At 50.3% G+C, this 19,022-nt stretch carries 17 protein-coding genes; 7 read left to right on the top strand and 10 right to left on the bottom strand.

The window, feature by feature from the left end:
* Window positions 1-159 precede the first annotated feature (159 nt).
* On the bottom strand, window positions 160-789 hold the full coding sequence (gene yihA / locus ACLHV8_RS21950; protein WP_049008123.1) for a ribosome biogenesis GTP-binding protein YihA/YsxC: 630 nt from the start codon (window positions 787-789) through the stop codon (window positions 160-162).
* Window positions 790-1,366: 577 nt separating this feature from the next.
* On the opposite strand from yihA, the gene yihI reads away from it, so the two are divergent.
* Window positions 1,367-1,882, top strand: coding sequence for a Der GTPase-activating protein YihI (gene yihI / locus ACLHV8_RS21945; RefSeq protein WP_049008125.1), 516 nt, complete (start codon window positions 1,367-1,369; stop codon window positions 1,880-1,882).
* 188 nt (window positions 1,883-2,070) lie between these two features.
* Complete coding sequence (gene hemN / locus ACLHV8_RS21940; RefSeq protein ID WP_208594710.1) at window positions 2,071-3,444, top strand: oxygen-independent coproporphyrinogen III oxidase; 1,374 nt, start codon at window positions 2,071-2,073, stop codon at window positions 3,442-3,444.
* Window positions 3,445-3,517: 73 nt separating this feature from the next.
* Here hemN and ACLHV8_RS21935 read toward each other — a convergent pair whose 3' ends face one another.
* The 4 genes from ACLHV8_RS21935 to glnA all read right to left on the bottom strand — a co-directional run bounded on the left by ACLHV8_RS21935 (window position 3,518) and on the right by glnA (window position 7,791).
* Complete coding sequence (locus tag ACLHV8_RS21935; protein WP_125358805.1) at window positions 3,518-3,628, bottom strand: YshB family small membrane protein; 111 nt, start codon at window positions 3,626-3,628, stop codon at window positions 3,518-3,520.
* A gap of 109 nt (window positions 3,629-3,737) precedes the next feature.
* Window positions 3,738-5,150 carry a nitrogen regulation protein NR(I) gene (gene glnG, locus ACLHV8_RS21930; RefSeq protein ID WP_020883985.1) on the bottom strand — a complete coding sequence of 471 codons (1,413 nt, stop codon included), beginning with the start codon at window positions 5,148-5,150 and terminating at the stop codon, window positions 3,738-3,740.
* A gap of 11 nt (window positions 5,151-5,161) precedes the next feature.
* Window positions 5,162-6,211 carry a nitrogen regulation protein NR(II) gene (glnL, locus tag ACLHV8_RS21925; RefSeq protein WP_028018152.1) on the bottom strand — a complete coding sequence of 350 codons (1,050 nt, stop codon included), beginning with the start codon at window positions 6,209-6,211 and terminating at the stop codon, window positions 5,162-5,164.
* Window positions 6,212-6,381: 170 nt separating this feature from the next.
* The gene (gene glnA, locus ACLHV8_RS21920; protein ID WP_008501856.1) at window positions 6,382-7,791 is read right to left on the bottom strand and encodes a glutamate--ammonia ligase; all 1,410 of its coding nucleotides are present in this window, start codon (window positions 7,789-7,791) and stop codon (window positions 6,382-6,384) included.
* 378 nt (window positions 7,792-8,169) lie between these two features.
* Between glnA and typA the strand changes: the two genes are divergently transcribed.
* Window positions 8,170-9,993 (top strand): ribosome-dependent GTPase TypA, encoded by a 1,824-nt coding sequence (gene typA, locus ACLHV8_RS21915; protein ID WP_023331638.1) that lies wholly within the window; start codon window positions 8,170-8,172, stop codon window positions 9,991-9,993.
* A gap of 157 nt (window positions 9,994-10,150) precedes the next feature.
* Here the strand turns inward: typA and ACLHV8_RS21910 are convergent, their stop codons facing one another.
* The 4 genes from ACLHV8_RS21910 to ACLHV8_RS21895 form a co-directional block, all read right to left on the bottom strand.
* Window positions 10,151-12,268 carry a peptidase domain-containing ABC transporter gene (locus ACLHV8_RS21910; RefSeq protein ID WP_410377034.1) on the bottom strand — a complete coding sequence of 706 codons (2,118 nt, stop codon included), beginning with the start codon at window positions 12,266-12,268 and terminating at the stop codon, window positions 10,151-10,153.
* On the bottom strand, window positions 12,261-13,535 hold the full coding sequence (locus ACLHV8_RS21905; protein WP_208594709.1) for an HlyD family secretion protein: 1,275 nt from the start codon (window positions 13,533-13,535) through the stop codon (window positions 12,261-12,263). The genes ACLHV8_RS21910 and ACLHV8_RS21905 overlap by 8 nt, the downstream gene beginning before the upstream one ends.
* A gap of 69 nt (window positions 13,536-13,604) precedes the next feature.
* Window positions 13,605-13,889: a hypothetical protein gene (locus ACLHV8_RS21900; RefSeq protein WP_028018149.1), complete on the bottom strand. Its 285-nt coding sequence runs from the start codon at window positions 13,887-13,889 to the stop codon at window positions 13,605-13,607.
* Entirely contained in the window at window positions 13,889-14,668 is a 780-nt protein-coding gene (locus tag ACLHV8_RS21895) for a hypothetical protein (RefSeq protein ID WP_049008136.1), read from the bottom strand. Before ACLHV8_RS21895 ends, ACLHV8_RS21900 begins: the two co-directional genes overlap by 1 nt.
* Window positions 14,669-15,079: 411 nt before the next feature.
* On the opposite strand from ACLHV8_RS21895, the gene yihX reads away from it, so the two are divergent.
* From yihX to fabY, 4 genes are read left to right on the top strand one after another with little or no spacing between them, the layout of a single operon-like run.
* Entirely contained in the window at window positions 15,080-15,679 is a 600-nt protein-coding gene (gene yihX / locus ACLHV8_RS21890; RefSeq protein ID WP_410377033.1) for a glucose-1-phosphatase, read from the top strand.
* Window positions 15,673-16,554: a virulence factor BrkB family protein gene (locus tag ACLHV8_RS21885; RefSeq protein WP_028018146.1), complete on the top strand. Its 882-nt coding sequence runs from the start codon at window positions 15,673-15,675 to the stop codon at window positions 16,552-16,554. The genes yihX and ACLHV8_RS21885 overlap by 7 nt, the downstream gene beginning before the upstream one ends.
* Entirely contained in the window at window positions 16,551-16,988 is a 438-nt protein-coding gene (gene dtd / locus ACLHV8_RS21880) for a D-aminoacyl-tRNA deacylase (RefSeq protein WP_047345532.1), read from the top strand. Before ACLHV8_RS21885 ends, dtd begins: the two co-directional genes overlap by 4 nt.
* 44 nt (window positions 16,989-17,032) lie before the next feature.
* The gene (gene fabY / locus ACLHV8_RS21875) at window positions 17,033-17,974 is read left to right on the top strand and encodes a fatty acid biosynthesis protein FabY (protein WP_028018144.1); all 942 of its coding nucleotides are present in this window, start codon (window positions 17,033-17,035) and stop codon (window positions 17,972-17,974) included.
* Between the two features lie 11 nt (window positions 17,975-17,985).
* On the opposite strand, the gene ACLHV8_RS21870 is transcribed toward fabY, so the two are convergent.
* Window positions 17,986-18,903: an alpha/beta hydrolase gene (locus ACLHV8_RS21870; RefSeq protein WP_410377032.1), complete on the bottom strand. Its 918-nt coding sequence runs from the start codon at window positions 18,901-18,903 to the stop codon at window positions 17,986-17,988.
* Between the last annotated feature and the right edge of the window lie 119 nt (window positions 18,904-19,022).

The raw sequence follows: 19,022 nt of genomic DNA, 5'->3' as shown, positions 1-19,022 counted from the left end.
GGGTACAGAGGTAAGATGTTCTATCTTTCAGACCTTTTACTTCACGTAATCGGATTTGGCTGAATATTTTAGCCGCCCCAGTCAGTAATGACTGGGGCGTTTTTTATTGCGGCAAAGAAAAAATCAGGCAAAAAAACGCGGACATCGCCGCGCTCGGTATTACTCTTCTTCCGCTTCCGTCGCGGGTTCCAGCTCGCTAAACCAGGTGTCGAGCTTCTGACGCAGTTTGTCCACGCCCTGCTTTTTCAGCGAGGAGAACGGCTCCACCTGCACATCGCCGTTGAAAGCCAGCACCGCTTCGCGAACCAAATTCACCTGCGCTTTACGCGCGCCGCTTGCCAGCTTGTCGGCTTTCGTCAGCAGTACCAGTACGGCAATATCGCTTGCTACAGCCCAGTCGATCATCTGCTGATCCAGATCTTTCAGGGGGTGACGGATATCCATCAGCACCACCAGGCCTTTCAGGCACATGCGTTTTTCCAGGTATTCACCCAGCGCACGCTGCCACTTGATTTTCATCTCTTCGGGGACCTGAGCGTAACCGTAGCCCGGTAAGTCGACCAGGCGTTTGCCCTCTGCGACTTCAAACAGGTTAATCAACTGGGTACGGCCAGGTGTTTTTGAGGTACGCGCCAGGCTTTTCTGATTTGTCAGCGTGTTCAGGGCGCTGGATTTCCCCGCATTGGAGCGGCCAGCAAATGCCACTTCAATACCGGTATCAGAAGGAAGGTGGCGAATATCGGGCGCACTGGTGACAAAATGCGTCTGTTGGTAGTTCCAGGTAGTCACGTGGTCGTCTCCAAAATCGTAATCTGAAGGGGATTATACCCGAATGCAGGCAAAAGGCTTTTCTGATTGCATAGGTCTGTAGGTGAAAGCCCCGGCCGTTGTGAGAGATCGGCTAATCATGCTTTGGGATATTTCAGAGAAATCGCAGGCGTCAAAAAAGCCAAACTGTTTTAAATCATTAGCTTATTTCCAGGTAATTATCTGAAAATCCCTTTTTGTACCGTTTCGTTGCTTGTTAGTTTAACGGAACAAGGTAAAGTGTGCGTCAGGGCGAGGAAGCCAACAGGATATCGACTTAAGGATTAGGGTCAGGAGCGCCAGGAGGCGAAGACGCAGGATTGTCAGGATGACCAGCGCCTGGAGGCGTTTTAACAGGAAATGGAACCGTATCACGGACGGTATAAGCCAAGGGATAAACAGGGTTTGTTGTTGGCAAACATGGAATGTCTGACCCGCTAAGGGTTGTGAGTCAGGAAAAAAGGCGACAGATTGCTCTGTCGCCTTTTTTCTTTGCTTGCTTTCTGCTAGATTTCGCCGCAATTCTATACTGAAGAAAACGACTTAAAGATAAAACATCATGAAAAAACCAACCTCCGCTGCGGGTGCTAAACGCCCTGCGAAAGCACGCCGCAAAACGCGCGAAGAACTGAACCAGGAAGCGCGCGACCGTAAACGCGACAAAAAGCATCGCGGTCATGCTGCGGGTAGCCGTGCAAACGGTGGTGGTACTGCGGGCGCTTCTGCAAAAGGTAAGCAGCAGAAAGATCCTCGTATCGGCAGTAAAACTCCCATTCCACTGGGCGTGACAGACACCCCGGTCACTAAGCAGCACAAACCAAAGAGCGAGAAACCTATGCTTTCACCGCAGGCTGAGCTGGATATGCTGGAGAACGATGAGCGCCTGGACGCGCTCCTGGAACGTCTTGAAGAGGGTGAAACCCTGACTGCTGAAGAGCAGTCATGGGTGGATGCCAAACTGGATCGTATTGATGAACTGATGCAGAAGCTGGGCCTGTCATACGACGATGACGAAGATGAAGAAGAAGACGAGAAACAGGAAGATATGATGCGTCTTCTGAAGGGCGGAAACTAACATTTGCACCCGGCAGGCACGATAGTCCTGCTTATAACCCTTCCGATTATATGTTATCTGGTGTGGTTATTCGTTAAACTACGGCGGTTGTCGCGGCGACAGAAGTGGCTGCGCACCCGAATGATGGCCCGCAACGGGGCCAGGTCGGGCCGCCGTGTACGAACGCGACACCAACGGAAGGAGTGAGCATGTCTGTACCAACTATCGACTGGGATTTGGCCCTAATCCAGAAATATAACTATTCCGGGCCGCGTTATACGTCATACCCCACCGCGCTGGAGTTCTCCGATACCTTCGGCGAGGGGGATTTTCAGCAGGCTGTCGCGCGCTATCCTGAGCGTCCGCTGTCGCTCTACGTCCATATTCCGTTCTGCCACAAGCTTTGCTACTTCTGCGGCTGCAATAAAATCGTTACCCGCCAGCAGCATAAAGCTGATCAGTATCTTGACGCGCTCGAACAAGAAATTGTCCATCGCGCGCCGCTGTTTAAAGACCGTCACGTTAGCCAGCTTCACTGGGGCGGCGGCACGCCAACCTATCTTAATAAAGCGCAAATTAGCCGCCTGATGAACCTGCTGCGCGGCAATTTCAGTTTTAACGCCGACGCTGAAATCTCGATCGAAGTCGATCCGCGTGAAATTGAACTGGATGTACTGGATCACTTACGCGCTGAAGGTTTTAACCGCCTGAGTATGGGCGTGCAAGATTTCAATAAAGAAGTACAGCGTCTGGTGAACCGTGAGCAGGACGAAGAGTTTATCTTCGCCTTGCTCAATCACGCGCGTGAGATTGGTTTCACCTCGACCAACATTGATCTGATTTACGGCCTGCCAAAGCAGACGCCGGAAAGTTTTGCCTTCACGCTGAAACGTGTGGCCGAACTCAGCCCGGACCGTCTGAGCGTCTTTAACTATGCGCATCTGCCGACGCTGTTTGCTGCCCAGCGCAAAATTAAAGATGCCGATCTCCCTTCTGCCCAACAGAAGCTGGATATTTTACAGGAAACTATTACTTCGCTGACCGCAACCGGTTATCAGTTCATTGGCATGGATCACTTTGCCCGTCCGGACGACGAACTGGCGATTGCTCAGCGCGAAGGGGTCCTGCACCGCAATTTCCAGGGCTACACCACCCAGGGCGATACCGATTTGCTGGGGATGGGCGTCTCTGCCATTAGCATGATTGGCGACTGCTATGCACAAAACCAGAAAGAGCTGAAGTCGTACTACCAGCAGGTTGATGACATCGGCAACGCGCTGTGGCGCGGCATTGCGTTAACGCGCGACGACTGTATTCGCCGTGATGTCATCAAGGCGCTTATCTGCAACTTCCGTCTCGATTTCAGCGACGTGGAAGCGCAGTGGGAGCTGAACTTCAGCGATTATTTTGCGGAAGACCTGAAGCTGATTGCACCGCTGGCGAAAGATGGGCTGGTGGATGTATCGGAGAGTATGATTGAGGTCACGCCGAAAGGGCGTCTGTTGATCCGTAATATTTGCATGTGCTTTGACGCGTATCTGCGTCAGAAAGCGCGTATGCAGCAGTTCTCGCGAGTGATTTAAGGCGCATAGCCAAAAGTACGAAACGTAGGCCGGGTAAGGCGAAGCTGCCACCCGGCTTTTACGTTCAAACCCGCTAGCTAAACAGCCCAACCAGCGCCGCGCACAGCACCGCCGCAACGGCTGTTTGCGGTGTATGGCTTTCGGCTGCACCGCTAGAGAGCAAATTCACTAATGATTCCAGCATGATGGTCCCCCCAATTTCCGGGCACGATCATACAAAACTCATCGAAACAGTAAAGCGCAAAATAACGGCAATTTGCGCTCAATTAATAACCTTTACACAAGAGCGGATATTACTCCATTCCCAGCTCTTTCAGCTTGCGCGTCAGGGTATTACGTCCCCATCCCAACAGGCGAGCGGCTTCCTGCTTATGCCCTTGTGTATGGCGGAGCGCAGTGGTCAATAACGTACGTTCCATCTCTGGCTGAGCCTCTGAGAGTAAGTTTTGATGACCGGAACGCAGCGCGCGGTCGGCCCACTGCGCCAGCAGCGTCGCCCAGCTATCCGGCAGCGCGTGCCCGGTACTGCTCTCTGGTGCGGTTGCTTCAAACAGCTCGGCCGGTAAATCCTGAATCAGGACTTCCTGTCCGGCGGCCATCACGGTCAGCCAGCGGCAGGTGTTTTCCAGCTGGCGCACGTTACCTGGCCACGCGAGACGCGTGAGGGCTGCGTCGGTTTCTGGATGAAGCTGCTTAGCTTCCACACCCAGTTCCCGAGCTGCCACCTGCAGGAAGTGACGTGCCAGGCGAGGAATATCTTCCCGGCGTTCACGCAGCGGGGGCAAATGGACGCGAATGACGTTCAGGCGATGGAATAAGTCCTCACGGAATTTTCCTTCCTGCACGCGTTGCTCCAGGTTCTGGTGAGTCGCGGCGATAATGCGCACGTCCACCTTCACCGGCGCATAGCCACCCACGCGATAAAACTGCCCGTCGGCCAGTACGCGCAGCAGGCGGGTCTGGACATCCAGCGGCATATCGCCGATCTCATCCAGGAACAGTGTTCCACCGTCAGCTTGTTCAAAGCGCCCCTGACGAATTGTGTTCGCGCCGGTAAATGCCCCTTTTTCGTGGCCGAACAGTTCGGATTCAATCAAATCCTTCGGGATTGCTGCCATATTCAGGGCGATAAACGGGGCTTTTGCCCGCGGGCTGTGGCGATGTAATGCATGCGCCACGAGCTCTTTACCGGTTCCCGATTCGCCGTTAATTAATACGCTGATGGACGAGCGGGACAAACGGCCAATAATACGAAACACATCCTGCATCGCCGGCGCTTCGCCGATAATGTCAGTTGTTGGCCCAAAATCGGGTGTGTGGCGAGGCTGTTGCTGTTCCTGATAGTGGCTAATTGCACGCTCAACCAGCGCTACCGCTTCGTCGATATCAAACGGTTTTGGTAGGTAATCGAACGCCCCTTGCTGATAGGCGCTCACTGCGGCATCAAGATCGGAGTGCGCCGTCATTATGATGACCGGAAGCATAGGGTGGCGTTGTTTGATCTGTTTTAAAAGCGCCAGCCCGTCCATTCCCGGCATGCGAATATCTGAGAGCAGAACATCGGGCGTTTTGGTGGTGAGTGCGTCGAGCACTTCGCTGCCGCTCTCAAACGTCGTGCAGCTTAATCCTGCCCCTGTGAGCGCGCGTTCAAGCACCCAACGGATGGAGCTATCGTCATCGACTACCCAGACTATCCCTCGTTGCATAAACGTCACCTTTATTTTTTAATCGGCAGGAAAACCGAAAACTCGGTGTGTCCCGGCCAACTGTTAAATTCAATTTTTCCAGAGTGTTGATCGATCAAACTGCGTGCAATGGATAAGCCCAGGCCGGTTCCGCCTTCGCGACCACTTACCATCGGGTAGAACAGGGTGTCCTGTAGATGCGATGGAATACCAGGTCCGTTATCCTCAACGTCGATTCGGGCGGCCAGTCGATAGCGTACGCCGTGTAACGTGAGCTGGAAGGCGGTGCGGGTACGTAAAATAATCTCGCCCCCTTCAGGCCCCAGAGCCTGCAGGGCATTGCGTACGATATTCAACAGTACCTGCTCAATCTGATCCGGGTCATGTGCCAGTTCTGGCAGGCTTGGGTCGTAATCACGCACCAGCGTGACGTTTTCTGGTAATTCCATCGAAACCAGTTTCACCACCCGCTCAGCCACTTTATGAATACTTTCTGATACGTGCATACCCGGTTGCTGTGGCCCGAGAAGACGGTCAACCAGATTGCGCAGGCGGTCTGCCTGTTCGATGATGACGTTGGTGTACTCCGCCAGCGCGGGGTCGGGCAACGCCTTTGTCAGGAGTTGTGCTGCGCCGCGTAACCCACCCAGCGGGTTTTTGATTTCATGCGCCAGACCTCGCACCAGGTCGCGGGCGGCAATTTGCTGGGCATGCTGAAGCTGCTCCTGGCTCAGTCGGCGCTGATTATCCATTGGCGCCATTTCCAGCAGGATCAGTCCTTCAGGAAGGCGTTGGGCAGTCAGTGACAGAATATGCGAGCGCCCGTCGATAACCAGCGTGACTTCGTTATCCGTGAATCCTTGACCGGCCTGCAAACTTTCCTGCATCAGGCCAATATTCAGCGAAAAATAACTCAGTAATTCCGGAAGCGGGGTGCCAAACAGTTTACGTGCGCTTTGGGCGAGCAGCTGCTGTGCCGCCGGGTTGGCATAATGTACGGCCAGCTCGTCGTCGACAAGCAAGATACTGTTAATCAAAGAATTGAGGATCTGCCCAGCATCGGGCAGCGTGCCAGTTGCCATTCAGCAGTCTCCTGGAGTTGTTTGCACTAATTTAGTGCAGTATAGCTTTTTCGTCGTAAAAAGCGCGCGAGATCAGGTTGTTGGTGGAGAAAAAAGCCCATCCGGAGATGGGCTAAAAGTTTCCACGGCAACTACCCCCGGCGTTTGTGACGCCGGGTAAAACAACTTAATTAAACGCTGTAGTACAGCTCGAACTCTACCGGATGCGGAGTCATACGCACGCGGTCGTTCTCTTCAGTACGCAGGGCGATGTAAGCATCGATAGCGTCGTCAGTGAATACGCCACCTGCAGTCAGGAACTCGCGGTCTGCGTCCAGCGCCTGCAGGGCTTCTTCCAGAGAACCAGCAACCTGTGGGATCTCTTTCGCTTCTTCTGGCGGCAGGTCGTACAGGTTTTTGTCCATTGCTTCGCCTGGGTGGATCTTGTTCTTGATACCATCCAGACCAGCCATCAGCAGTGCTGCGAAGCACAGGTATGGGTTAGCCGCTGGGTCCGGGAAGCGCACTTCGATACGACGCGCTTTAGGAGAAGCAACAACCGGGATACGGATAGAAGCAGAACGGTTACGCGCAGAGTAGGCCAGCATTACTGGTGCTTCGTAGCCCGGGACCAGACGCTTGTAGGAGTTAGTGGTTGGGTTAGCCAGGGCGTTGATCGCTTTAGCGTGTTTGATTACGCCGCCGATGTAATACAGCGCCTGCTCAGACAGACCAGCATATTTGTCACCAGAGAACAGGTTGGTACCGTTCTTGGACAGAGACATGTGGCAGTGCATACCGGAACCGTTGTCGCCAAACATAGGTTTTGGCATGAAGGTAGCGGTTTTACCGAAACGGTGCGCAACGTTGTGCACAACGTATTTGTAGATCTGAATTTCGTCTGCTTTTTTGGTCATGGTGTTGAAGCGGGTAGCCACTTCGTTCTGACCAGCAGTCGCCACTTCGTGGTGGTGAGCTTCAACTACCAGGCCCATCTCTTCCATCACCAGACACATGGTGGAACGAATGTCCTGTGCTGAGTCGACCGGAGGAACCGGGAAGTAACCGCCTTTAACGCCTGGACGGTGACCTTTGTTACCACCTTCGTATTTGGTGGAAGAGTTCCATGCGCCTTCGATATCGTCGATAGCAACGTGGGAACCAGAAATAGACGCACCGAAACGGATGTCGTCGAACAGGAAGAATTCTGGTTCTGGCCCGAAAAGAACGGTGTCTGCGATGCCGGTAGAACGCAGGTACTCTTCAGCGCGTTTTGCGATAGAACGTGGGTCGCGGTCGTAGCCCTGCAGCGTGCCTGGCTCGAGGATGTCGCAACGGATGATCAGGGTTGGTTCTTCGAAGAACGGATCAATGACCGCAGTGGTCGCATCTGGCATCAGAACCATGTCGGATTCGTTAATGCCTTTCCAGCCACCAATGGAGGAGCCGTCAAACATTTTGCCTTCTTCGAAGAATTCGGCGTTTACCTGATGAGCAGGAATTGTGACGTGCTGTTCTTTACCTTTGGTATCGGTGAAGCGCAGATCAACAAACTTCACTTCATGTTCGTTCAGCATCGTCAAAACGTGTTCAGCGGACATACTTAACTCTCCAGATTGGTCATTGTCGTCGTGGTAACGAGGTCTTCAATTTCTGTTTGTACTGGCTGGTGCCATGTATTTTTTATAAAGCGAAATCTGTGCCAACTTTTAAAACACCCCAAAAAGGCGTTATCATGCGCACCATAGTGCAAAAGGGCTGCACCACAATGGATTTGTTGCACCAGTATAGTGCTTCAATGTGAACATTGAGCACCATATTGGTGCAATTTACGTTAAAGTGCCCTTTTACCGCTCCGTGAAAGCGATCACAAAGCATCTCTGCAATACTTGTTTGCGGGGGATGTTTGTGATCCTGTTTTGTAGTGCGATTAATCCGTGTACAATAACGCGCTATTTCTAAATGCCTGAGGCAAAGTTGTGATCGAAAATTTGCGTAACATCGCCATCATCGCGCACGTTGACCATGGTAAAACTACCCTAGTTGACAAGCTGCTGCAGCAATCCGGTACGTTTGATGCGCGTGCCGAAACCCAAGAACGCGTGATGGACTCCAACGATTTGGAGAAAGAGCGTGGGATTACCATCCTCGCGAAAAACACCGCGATTAAATGGAATGACTACCGTATCAACATCGTTGATACCCCAGGGCACGCCGACTTCGGTGGTGAAGTTGAACGTGTAATGTCCATGGTAGACTCCGTTCTGCTGGTCGTTGACGCAATGGATGGCCCAATGCCACAGACGCGCTTCGTGACCAAAAAAGCATTTGCCCATGGTCTGAAGCCAATCGTTGTTATCAACAAAGTTGACCGTCCTGGCGCGCGTCCTGACTGGGTTGTTGACCAGGTATTTGACCTGTTCGTTAACCTCGACGCGACCGACGAGCAGCTGGACTTCCCTATCGTTTACGCTTCTGCGCTGAACGGTATTGCGGGTCTGGATCACGAAGACATGGCTGAAGACATGACCCCGCTGTACCAGGCGATTGTTGACCGTGTTCCTGCGCCAAACGTCGATCTCGACGGCACCCTGCAGATGCAGATCTCTCAGCTCGACTACAACAACTATGTTGGTGTAATCGGCATTGGTCGTATCAAGCGCGGTAAAGTGAAGCCTAACCAGCAGGTCACTATCATTGATAGCGAAGGCAAAACCCGTAACGGTAAAGTCGGTAAGGTACTGACTCACCTGGGTCTTGAGCGTATCGAGAGCGACATCGCTGAAGCGGGCGACATCATCGCTATCACCGGTCTGGGTGAACTGAACATCTCCGACACCATCTGCGACCCGCAGAACGTCGAAGCGCTGCCAGCCCTGTCCGTTGATGAACCAACCGTATCCATGTTCTTCAACGTCAACACCTCTCCGTTCTGCGGTAAAGAAGGTAAATTTGTTACCTCTCGTCAGATCCTTGACCGCCTGAACAAAGAGCTGGTGCACAACGTTGCGCTGCGCGTTGAAGAAACCGAAGACGCTGATGCATTCCGCGTTTCAGGTCGTGGTGAGCTGCACCTGTCTGTTCTGATCGAAAACATGCGTCGTGAAGGTTTCGAAATGGCGGTTTCCCGTCCGAAAGTTATCTTCCGCGAAATCGATGGCCGTAAACAAGAGCCGTTCGAAAACGTGACGCTGGACGTTGAAGAGCAGCACCAGGGTTCTGTGATGCAGGCTCTGGGTGAGCGTAAAGGCGACCTGAAAAACATGAATCCAGATGGCAAAGGCCGCGTACGTCTTGACTACGTGATCCCAAGCCGTGGTCTGATCGGCTTCCGTTCAGAATTCATGACCATGACTTCCGGTACTGGTCTGCTGTACTCCACCTTCAGCCACTACGACGATGTTCGTCCGGGTGAAGTTGGCCAGCGTAACAACGGCGTGCTGATCTCCAACGGTCAGGGTAAAGCGGTTGCGTTTGCGCTGTTCGGTCTGCAGGATCGCGGTAAGCTGTTCCTGGGTCACGGTGCTGAAGTTTATGAAGGCCAGATCATCGGTATTCACAGTCGTTCTAACGACCTGACTGTAAACTGCCTGACCGGTAAGAAACTGACCAACATGCGTGCGTCCGGTACTGACGAAGCAACGGTTCTGGTTCCACCGATCAAGATGACTCTGGAGCAAGCTCTGGAATTCATCGATGACGACGAACTGGTAGAAGTGACTCCACAGTCAATTCGTATCCGTAAACGTCACCTGACCGAGAACGATCGTAAACGTGCTATGCGCGGTGCGAAAGAAGACTAATACGGTTATGCCGTAGGCCGGGTAAGCGTTCTCATTACCCGGAACGTAAAAAGCCGCTGAGCGTTCAGCGGCTTTTTATTTGATAATGATCAGACTTCCTTTATTACCCGGAATTGACATGTCCTGAGTCAATCTCTGTTCCGCGAAATTCAACAGATTAGGGTAGCTCTTCTCCATTAATCACGAACACCCGATCTGCCGATGAAATCGTGGTTTCGCGATGTGCGATAATGATCCTGGTAATATTCATCGCTTGTATAGACTGATTGACCTGGCTCTCACTGGTTTTATCCAGGTGGCTGGTCGCCTCGTCCATGAATAGAATACCCGGTTTGCGGTATAATGCCCTGGCAATATAAAGCCGCTGTTTTTGACCACCGGATAACCCTTCCCCGAGTTCACCAATCAGTGTCTCATAACCCATCGGTAGTTTTAAAATGTCATTATGAATATGGCTGGCGATGGTGCATTCCACCATCCATTGCTCGTCAATGTCAGGCCGGAAACCGGCGATGTTTTCTTTGATTGAGCCCGAAAACAGCTTATCTTCCTGCATAATACAGGCAATGCGTTCAGCATAATGCTCAAAACCAAGTTGCTTAATATCAATGCCATTAATTCGGACACAGCCGTTCGCGGGTTCGAATAATCCGCATAACACTTTCATTAGGGTGCTTTTACCGGCACCCGACACGCCCGTAATAGCAATACTCTCTCCGGCATGAATGGTCAGATTCAGTTTACTGAAGATGGGGTCTGCATGGTTATCATAACGGTAGGCCAGATCCTGGGTTTCAAGCGTTAAGGCTCCCTGTGGTAAACGCAGCGGGCTGGTGGCCGTTAAAGACGTTGCTTCCTGTAGCGCAATATCGGCAACGCGTTCATTATGTAAGTTGATGATGTTCAGCTGAATGATAAAGTTGATGAGGGTATTTATTCGATCATAGAACTGGCTCCTGAAGGTGTTAAACGCGATAAACATGCCGATGGTTAAATGACTATCAATCATCAGTTTGCCGCTTACCCACAGGATAACAATTTGGTCGCAGGCGGCGATAAAAGATACAACGCCACCAAAGAAAAGATCCATTCGCGTCAAACGAATACCAGTATTGACCCTATCTGAAAAAAGGTTAAACCAATTATTGATTCTCAGGTCAGTCATCCCCTGAATCTTAATCGTCGCAATACCGTACAGGGTTTCCATAAAATAAGAATTAAGACGTGCCTCCTTGATTAATTCTTCTTCGGATAACTGGCGGTAGTATCGATAGGTTGCAAACCGAATGAAGGTATATATTGCGGTAAAAGAGACCACGATCATGCTGAGTTGCAGGTTGTATAAAAACATCATTATCAGCAAACCCATGAGCATTAGCGTATCAATAATGCTACCAGTTAAACCGGTGGTAAATGTGGCGCGTATCACATCAAGTGAGTGGAAACGAGACTGAATATCCCCTAGTTTGCGCCTTTCAAAATAGGTTGTCGGTAGCTTAATAAGGTGCGAAAAGAGGCTAAAGCTCCACTGGACGTCGATGAGTGTTCCCAGTATCAGCGTGGTCCAGGAGCGTATGACACTGACCGCCAAACGCAACAGAATCAGAATGAACAGCCCAAGACAGATGAGATTGAGTAAACCGTAATCTCCGGATGCAATGACATTATCCGTGACTAATTGTGTACCCACTGGCAACAGCAGGCTGATCAACTCAATCACCAGCGATAAGAAAAATATCTTTGTCAGTGATGCCGTCAGACCATTGATATTCTTTAATAACGTGGCAGTTTTTAACCTCTTTTGCTTCTTTTGACCTGAGAAGGCCGTTCCCGGCCATACCTCAAGCACGACACCGGTAAAATGCCTGGACAATTCGGACATGCTAATTACCCGTCGTCCAAAAGCAGGATCGTGGATCACCACGCTGTTCTTATCGACCTTAATCAGTACGACAAAATGGTTAAAATCCCAGTGCAAAATGCAGGGCTTACGCACATCACGTAATTCCTGAAGCTCCACGGACAATGCACGTGACGACATCTCCAGTTCACTGGCAATTGCTTTTATCGCATTGAGGTTGACCCCACGCGATGACAAATTGAATTGTTGCCGGAGTTGTAGAAGGTCAACCTGCTTGCCATAAAAACTGCATATCATTGAAAGACAGGCCAGGCCACATTCGGATGCTTCAGTTTGAAATACAACCGGGATGCGTTTAAATAACCTCAAATCAAGTTTGCGCATCAGCGTCTCAGGGGTATAAAAATTATTCATTTCCCGCATCCGTTACGCTCATTTTCATTTCGTAAAATGGCGATAATAACCATTCGTAGATACGTCTCTTTTCAAGGAAAAGAGAAATCTGCGCTTTTGCTCCCTGGCTCAGTGAGAGTTGCTTTCCATGAACCTGCACAGACTGTAGGTCAGGTTTGATCATGATTTTGTACCAGGATTTTTTATCGTCATAGAATTCGTGTGCAATGGTCTGCTTTGACAGGAGTTCAGGTTTCGATGCCGGAACCCTGGATATTGCTGATATTGATGCCCTGAACTGACCAAATTTCTCATAAGGAAAGGCGTCGTAACTGACATTAACGCGCTGGCCAATCGCAAGATAGGGGAGAACTTCATCCGGAACCCAGGTTTCGATATAGCATGGCGAATGTATATTCTGCTGAACACGCGCGAGTACATCGCCGGAGCCGATCATCTTACCTTGCGTCGTATTGATGGAGTCGATTAAGCCATCGGCTGTCGCCTCGATGACATAATTTCCTTCTGCTTCTGTGTTTAACTTTTCTTTTTCCAGCTCATACTTTTGTTGCTCAAGCTGATAAATCTGGTGGTCATAATCAGCTCCCTGGGACTGGATCTGCTGATTGAGCATATCTACCTGAACCTGGTCCTGTGATTTTCTGGCGACCAGGTCAGAAACATTGCTCTGCTGTTGATAGAGTAGTGCGTTTTGGCTGCTCATCTGGTCTTTCGTGACCAGACCTTTTTCCTGATAACTGCGGTAATCGTTAACGTTTTTCTCAATCTGATGCAGTTCCCGCTCAGCCTGCACAAGCAATTCAGATGAGGTGTTAAAACTGGACTGATAATGTACTTTCTGAATTATCAGTGCGTTAAGCGTACGTTTTTTCGAAGAGATCAAATTTGCCATCATTACATTGATACTGTTTATCTGTAGCGTGATCTCCTTTTTTTTGTTCTCATCAACCAGACCTGATTGCGTCGATACACCTGAATGAATGAGGAAGAGTGCGTCACCTTTTTTTATACGATCGCCTTCGCTAACAAAACTCTTCACTACCGTACCCTGCATTGATGCAGAGATATTCACTGCACCGGGGAAAGTCGTTATCTCACCGTGAACAATGACGCGCCGGGTATAGGAACCTTTGGCAATAAAAATAGAAATAGAGGCAATAAAAAACAGGCTGAGCAATACGATAAAAGCAAAAGGGATCCCTGGGAGAAGTACGGCCTTTCCTTCCCATCGGGTACTCTGATATTCAATAGCTTCCTTGCGAAACATATCTGGCCTCTTACGGCTGTGGAAATAGCCGCTCAATATCAGCGGCTATGAGTGATAACGATTCAGGAATTAATGTCTGCCGTGATCATTACCCTGGCGGCCACCGCCATTTTTCGAACCTCCATTACCTTTTGACGAACCACCGCTTTTACCACCAACGTTAACTGAGCAACCGCCGCTAAAGGAGGTGCTTTCAGAGTGAGAACCATCCTTGTTGGTGGTACTGGTGTGGGAATAGCTGCCGTTACAACCAGCACTACCACCACCGAACATCCCACCAATCGCACTACCGATAGAACCCCACATTCCTGCACCGCTTACATTGCTTAATTCATTTTCATTGAGTTCACGCATTATAAATTTTCCTTGCAATAGTGAGCAAAAGGTATACCCATAATATCCATAGACTTTTTCCATACCATTTCACCATCCGTGAATGAAATGTTTTTTACGCCAAAACGCGTAAAATCCTTTTCGCTGTACGTCGACAGACCTGTGTCTGGATCACCAATATTTTCTTTTTGCCCGCAAAGTGGCATCATCCATGACACATTTATATCTTTGTAAAATGCTTTATCCGTTTTTCTTATTTCTGAGAAAATGCGATCTGTTATCGTTGTGTCTGTATTGATTTCACCGTTAACCGTGGTCGTTAACTTACTGTCATCAGAATTAGGTGAGCCATGGAAACCAATAATGGAACCATAATTGATGATTTTGTTTTTTGCCGCAGGGAAAAGATAGTTAGCACAGGAAGAAAGACATAATCGCCTGACCTCAATGTTAATTTCTTTGTTATGAATAATGCGTGCTATTTTGATTGCAGCTTCGACATCACCGCCACCACTGTTTATCGATATTGTTCTTACAGGAATAAGGTTTTTTTTGATAATTGAAGAAATTATTTCGTCATCATCTTTTGATATATTTCCGTCGATATATAATGTATCAAAAACGAGGTGGGTTGAAAGTTTTGGTTCAAGCCCTTGCCTCACAATAAGTTGGCTAGAGAGTTGATATAAAATATCTCTGCTGGCTTTTTTATATCGGTAGGCGTTGTATGAGTAAATAGCGAAAGTGCAGAGTATCGCTATTAAAACGGCACAGAGGATGTATCCCTTTTTAATCTTCACGAAAAGTGCTGCTCCATGTGTAAAGTAATGTAAACCTACCATTATAAAAAAGAAGATAAATGCAGTATTTGTATCTAAATGTAAATTTGAGTAAAGTGAATTTGTATCAATCTCGAGCAAAGCCGCGTGAAATGGGATTCCCATGGAGTAAGTAGTGGTAATGTGGTGATGAAAAGAAACTGTACGGAAGCGTTTTTCTGTAGTGTTTTACAGATTGAATTGATACGAATACCTCTGCAAAAACGCACTTAAATAAAACTCGTCTCACTGACTATTGTCCCGAAACTCAATAGCATCTCCGAATGCTAAATTTTCGTTCTTTAGATCAATCCCCCTAAGCTGAATCTGGCGCATAGCCAAAGCTTATCTTTCCCGCTACAGTTACTTTTCCACGGCGAGCAGGAGATAAACATGCTTTATATCTTTGACTTAGGAAATGTAATCGTCGATATCGATTTTAATCGGGTGCTGGGCGCATGGAGCGATTTTAGCCGTGTCCCACTGGCGACATTGAAGCAGAGTTTCGTGATGAGCGAGACCTTCCATCAACACGAACGCGGCGAAATCAGCGATGAAGAGTTCGCCGAACGTTTCTGCCATGAGCTGGATCTGCCGTTAAGCTACGAGCAGTTTTCTCACGGCTGGCAGGCGGTATTTGTGGCGATACGTCCGGAAGTTACGAACATCATGTACAAACTGCGAGAGCAAGGACATCGTGTGGTGGTGTTGTCAAATACCAACCGTCTGCACACCACATTCTGGCCTGAGGAGTACCCTGAAGTTAAGGCAGCGGCAGATAAGATTTATCTTTCGCAGGAAATGGGGATGCGTAAACCTGAGGCACGAATTTATCAGGCTGTTCTTCAGGCAGAAGGATTTACCGCGGCCGATGCGGTCTTTTTCGACGACAACGCCGATAATATAGAGGGAGCTAACCAGTTGGGTATTACGTCAATTCTGGTGACCGGAAAAGAGACGATACCAAACTACTTTGCGAAGCAGTTATGCTAAAAACCGTTCATCAAAAAGCCACCCATCATACTCGTCCGCTGAGAGCCTGGCTAAAACTGCTCTGGCATCGCATTGATGAGGACAACATGACCACGCTGGCGGGTAATCTCGCGTACGTGTCGTTGCTCTCATTAGTGCCGCTGGTGGCGGTTATCTTTGCGCTTTTTTCCGCTTTTCCAATGTTTGCAGACGTTAGTCTGCAGCTTCGCCATTTTGTCTTCGCAAATTTTATTCCTGCAACCGGGGATGTCATCCAGAACTACATTGAGCAGTTCGTTGCTAACTCCAACAAGATGACGGCAGTGGGGGCATGCGGTCTTATCGTCACAGCGCTGCTGTTGATGTACGCCATTGATAACGCGCTGAACACCATCTGGCGGAGTAAAAAGGCACGACCGAAGGTGTACTCCTTTGCCGTTTACTGGATGATCCTGACGCTGGGTCCGTTGCTGGCCGGGGCGAGTCTGGCAATCAGCTCGTATCTTCTTTCATTACGCTGGGCGAGTGATTTAAACGGCGTTATTGATAATGTGCTTCGCATCTTCCCGCTGATCCTGTCTTGGCTCTCATTCTGGCTGCTCTATAGCGTCGTGCCGACCACGCGCGTGCCTAACCGTGATGCGGTCGTGGGGGCGCTAGTGGCGGCGTTGCTCTTTGAGCTCGGGAAGAAAGGGTTTGCCCTCTACATCACCATGTTTCCGTCCTATCAGCTGATTTACGGCGTGCTGGCGGTGATCCCGATTTTGTTTGTCTGGGTCTACTGGACCTGGTGTATCGTCTTGCTTGGTGCCGAAATAACTGTCACTCTCGGTGTCTATCGCGAACTCAAAAAAGCAGCAGCAGCTGAAAAACAACAAGAAGCAGACCAACCATGATTGCATTGATACAGCGCGTAACCCGTGCCAGCGTCACCGTGGAGGGAGAGGTGACGGGTGAAATTGGCCCAGGACTTTTGGTGTTGTTAGGTGTCGAAAAGGATGATGACGAACAAAAAGCTAACCGCTTGTGCGAGCGCGTGCTGGGCTACCGTATTTTCAGCGATGCGGAAGGTAAGATGAACCTGAACGTCCAGCAGGCGGGCGGCAGCGTGCTGGTGGTTTCTCAGTTCACGCTGGCGGCGGATACCGAGCGCGGCATGCGCCCGAGTTTCTCTAAAGGTGCCGCGCCCGATCGTGCTGAAGAACTTTATGAGTATTTTGTTGAGCGCTGTCGCCAGCAGGAAATGAATACGCAAACCGGACGATTCGCTGCTGATATGCAGGTTTCGCTGGTGAACGATGGCCCCGTCACATTCTGGCTCCAGGTATGAGCCAACTGGCGGCGTGGCCGCGGGTAACAAGAGAGAGTACAGCTATGTATCACCTTCGAGTACCGCAAACGGAAGAAGAGTTAGAAGCCTATTACCAGTTCCGCTGGGAAATGCTGCGCAAGCCATTACATCAGCCAAAAGGGTCTGAACGCGACGCCTGGGATGCGATGGCCCACCATCAGATGGTGATGGATGAAGAGGGCAACCTCGTCGCCGTTGGGCGTTTGTATATCAACGCCGATAACGAAGCGTCTATTCGCTTTATGGCGGTTCATCCCTCCGTGCAGGACAAAGGTCTGGGGACGCTGATGGCGATGACCCTGGAATCTGTCGCCCGTCAGGAAGGCGTTAAGCGCGTCACCTGTAGTGCCCGCGAAGATGCCGTGGAGTTCTTCGCGAAACTTGGTTTTGTTAATCAGGGGGAAATCACGACCCCGCAAACCACACCGATTCGTCACTTTTTGATGATTAAACCTATCGCCACGCTGGATGATATTTTGCATCGCGCCGACTGGTGCGGGCAGCTACAGCAAGCCTGGTATCAGCACATTCCGCTGAGTGAAAAAATGGGTGTCCGTATTCAGCAGTACACAGGACAAAAATTTATCACCACCATGCCGGAGATCGGCAATCAAAACCCACACCACACCCTGTTTGCCGGAAGTCTGTTCTCGCTGGCTACGCTGACGGGCTGGGGGCTTATCTGGCTGATGCTGCGTGAGCGCCATCTGGGGGGGACGATCATTCTTGCCGACGCCCATATCCGCTATAGCGCACCGATCAGCGGTAAACCGAGCGCCGTGGCCGATCTGGGTTCACTGGGGGGCGACCTCGATCGCCTGGCCCGAGGTCGCAAAGCCCGCGTACAAATGCAGGTTGAACTGTTTGGTGACAAAACATCTGGCGCGGTGTTTGAAGGCACCTATATTGTTCTTCCGGCGAAGCCATTCGGCGCGTATGAAGAGGGTGGGAACGAAGAGGAATAATCCCTTCGTTGTTATTGCCTGGCTGAGCTAATTCGCCAGGCGATGTCTCGCATAACGTCTCGAGCTGACTGACTAACACCGCCAAGCTGAAAGAAGCCATGGATAACGCCCAGCCAGCGCTGAGCAGTACACTTCACACCCTGCTCAGTCAGATGCTGGAACAGCATTTCTCCCTCATCACATAGCGGATCGTATTCAGCGGTAACAATGTGCACAGGCGGAAGGCCGTGAAAATCATCGCGCCACAGTGGGCTGGCTTCCGGATGCTGAAGGTCAGTCTCTGCGAGATACATTTCATACCCGCTGAGCAGGGTATCGCGAGTGATAATATAATCCGTGCCATTCAGGGCATAACTTTCAAAGCTGGCTGTGGCATCAAGCATGGGATAGATCAGGATGAGCTGTGCTGGATTCCACAGGCCTTTATCTTTGAGCCGCAGTGATGTCACCAGCGCAAGATGTCCACCTGCACTGTCGCCGCAAAGGGTGATTCGGTTTTTATCTACACCCAGTTTGCCTGCATTCTGCCAGACAAGCTCTGCAGCGTGTTCTGCGTCGTCATGTGCTGCGGGGAATTGATGCTCGGGTGCCAGTCTGTACTGAACCGCAATAACCCGGCAGTTACCGTAAAATGCCAGCTGGCGGAGCTGATTATCATGCGTATCAAACCCACCGCTGATAAAGCACCCGCCGTGGTAGTAGATGGCTGCCGGCAATAATTCAGACGCATTGAGAGGTGAAAACACCCGGATGGTAAGTCCATCAAGGACAAGCGTCTCCACCTGAACGCGCGTTTCTATCTTCCCGGCAAGCCCCGTGCTGGCAACATACCCTGCTCGTCGTACCTCAATGGTCTGTCGACGCGACGATGGCCGACCTGCAGCGATAAATCCCTGAACCAGCTGCGCAATACCCTTTTCCAGTGCCATGAAAATGCCCTTTAACTGTATGGATATACAGCTTTATAGCCTGGTTTAATTCAAAAGAAAACAAGAATGTTGTTGAGGACAACAATCTGGAAAGCGCCTCGCAAATGGAAGGCAAACTA

Source organism: Enterobacter sp. CPE_E863, assembly GCF_046521465.1.
Lineage (GTDB): Bacteria > Pseudomonadota > Gammaproteobacteria > Enterobacterales > Enterobacteriaceae > Enterobacter > Enterobacter adelaidei.
The sequence above is the reverse complement of the archived record's forward strand: the minus strand, read 5'-3'. Positions and strand labels throughout refer to the sequence as shown.

What these genes read in the sequence shown, in the direction of transcription:
- yihI (WP_049008125.1), top strand. Translation starts at nt 1,367, where the DNA reads ATGAAAAAACCAACCTCCGCTGCGGGTGCTAAACGCCCTGCGAAAGCA.
- hemN (WP_208594710.1), top strand. Translation starts at nt 2,071, where the DNA reads ATGTCTGTACCAACTATCGACTGGGATTTGGCCCTAATCCAGAAATAT.
- ACLHV8_RS21935 (WP_125358805.1), bottom strand. Translation starts at nt 3,628, where the DNA reads ATGCTGGAATCATTAGTGAATTTGCTCTCTAGCGGTGCAGCCGAAAGC.
- glnG (WP_020883985.1), bottom strand. Translation starts at nt 5,150, where the DNA reads ATGCAACGAGGGATAGTCTGGGTAGTCGATGACGATAGCTCCATCCGT.
- glnL (WP_028018152.1), bottom strand. Translation starts at nt 6,211, where the DNA reads ATGGCAACTGGCACGCTGCCCGATGCTGGGCAGATCCTCAATTCTTTG.
- glnA (WP_008501856.1), bottom strand. Translation starts at nt 7,791, where the DNA reads ATGTCCGCTGAACACGTTTTGACGATGCTGAACGAACATGAAGTGAAG.
- ACLHV8_RS21910 (WP_410377034.1), bottom strand. Translation starts at nt 12,268, where the DNA reads ATGAATAATTTTTATACCCCTGAGACGCTGATGCGCAAACTTGATTTG.
- ACLHV8_RS21905 (WP_208594709.1), bottom strand. Translation starts at nt 13,535, where the DNA reads ATGTTTCGCAAGGAAGCTATTGAATATCAGAGTACCCGATGGGAAGGA.
- ACLHV8_RS21900 (WP_028018149.1), bottom strand. Translation starts at nt 13,889, where the DNA reads ATGCGTGAACTCAATGAAAATGAATTAAGCAATGTAAGCGGTGCAGGA.
- yihX (WP_410377033.1), top strand. Translation starts at nt 15,080, where the DNA reads ATGCTTTATATCTTTGACTTAGGAAATGTAATCGTCGATATCGATTTT.
- ACLHV8_RS21885 (WP_028018146.1), top strand. Translation starts at nt 15,673, where the DNA reads ATGCTAAAAACCGTTCATCAAAAAGCCACCCATCATACTCGTCCGCTG.
- dtd (WP_047345532.1), top strand. Translation starts at nt 16,551, where the DNA reads ATGATTGCATTGATACAGCGCGTAACCCGTGCCAGCGTCACCGTGGAG.
- fabY (WP_028018144.1), top strand. Translation starts at nt 17,033, where the DNA reads ATGTATCACCTTCGAGTACCGCAAACGGAAGAAGAGTTAGAAGCCTAT.
- ACLHV8_RS21870 (WP_410377032.1), bottom strand. Translation starts at nt 18,903, where the DNA reads ATGGCACTGGAAAAGGGTATTGCGCAGCTGGTTCAGGGATTTATCGCT.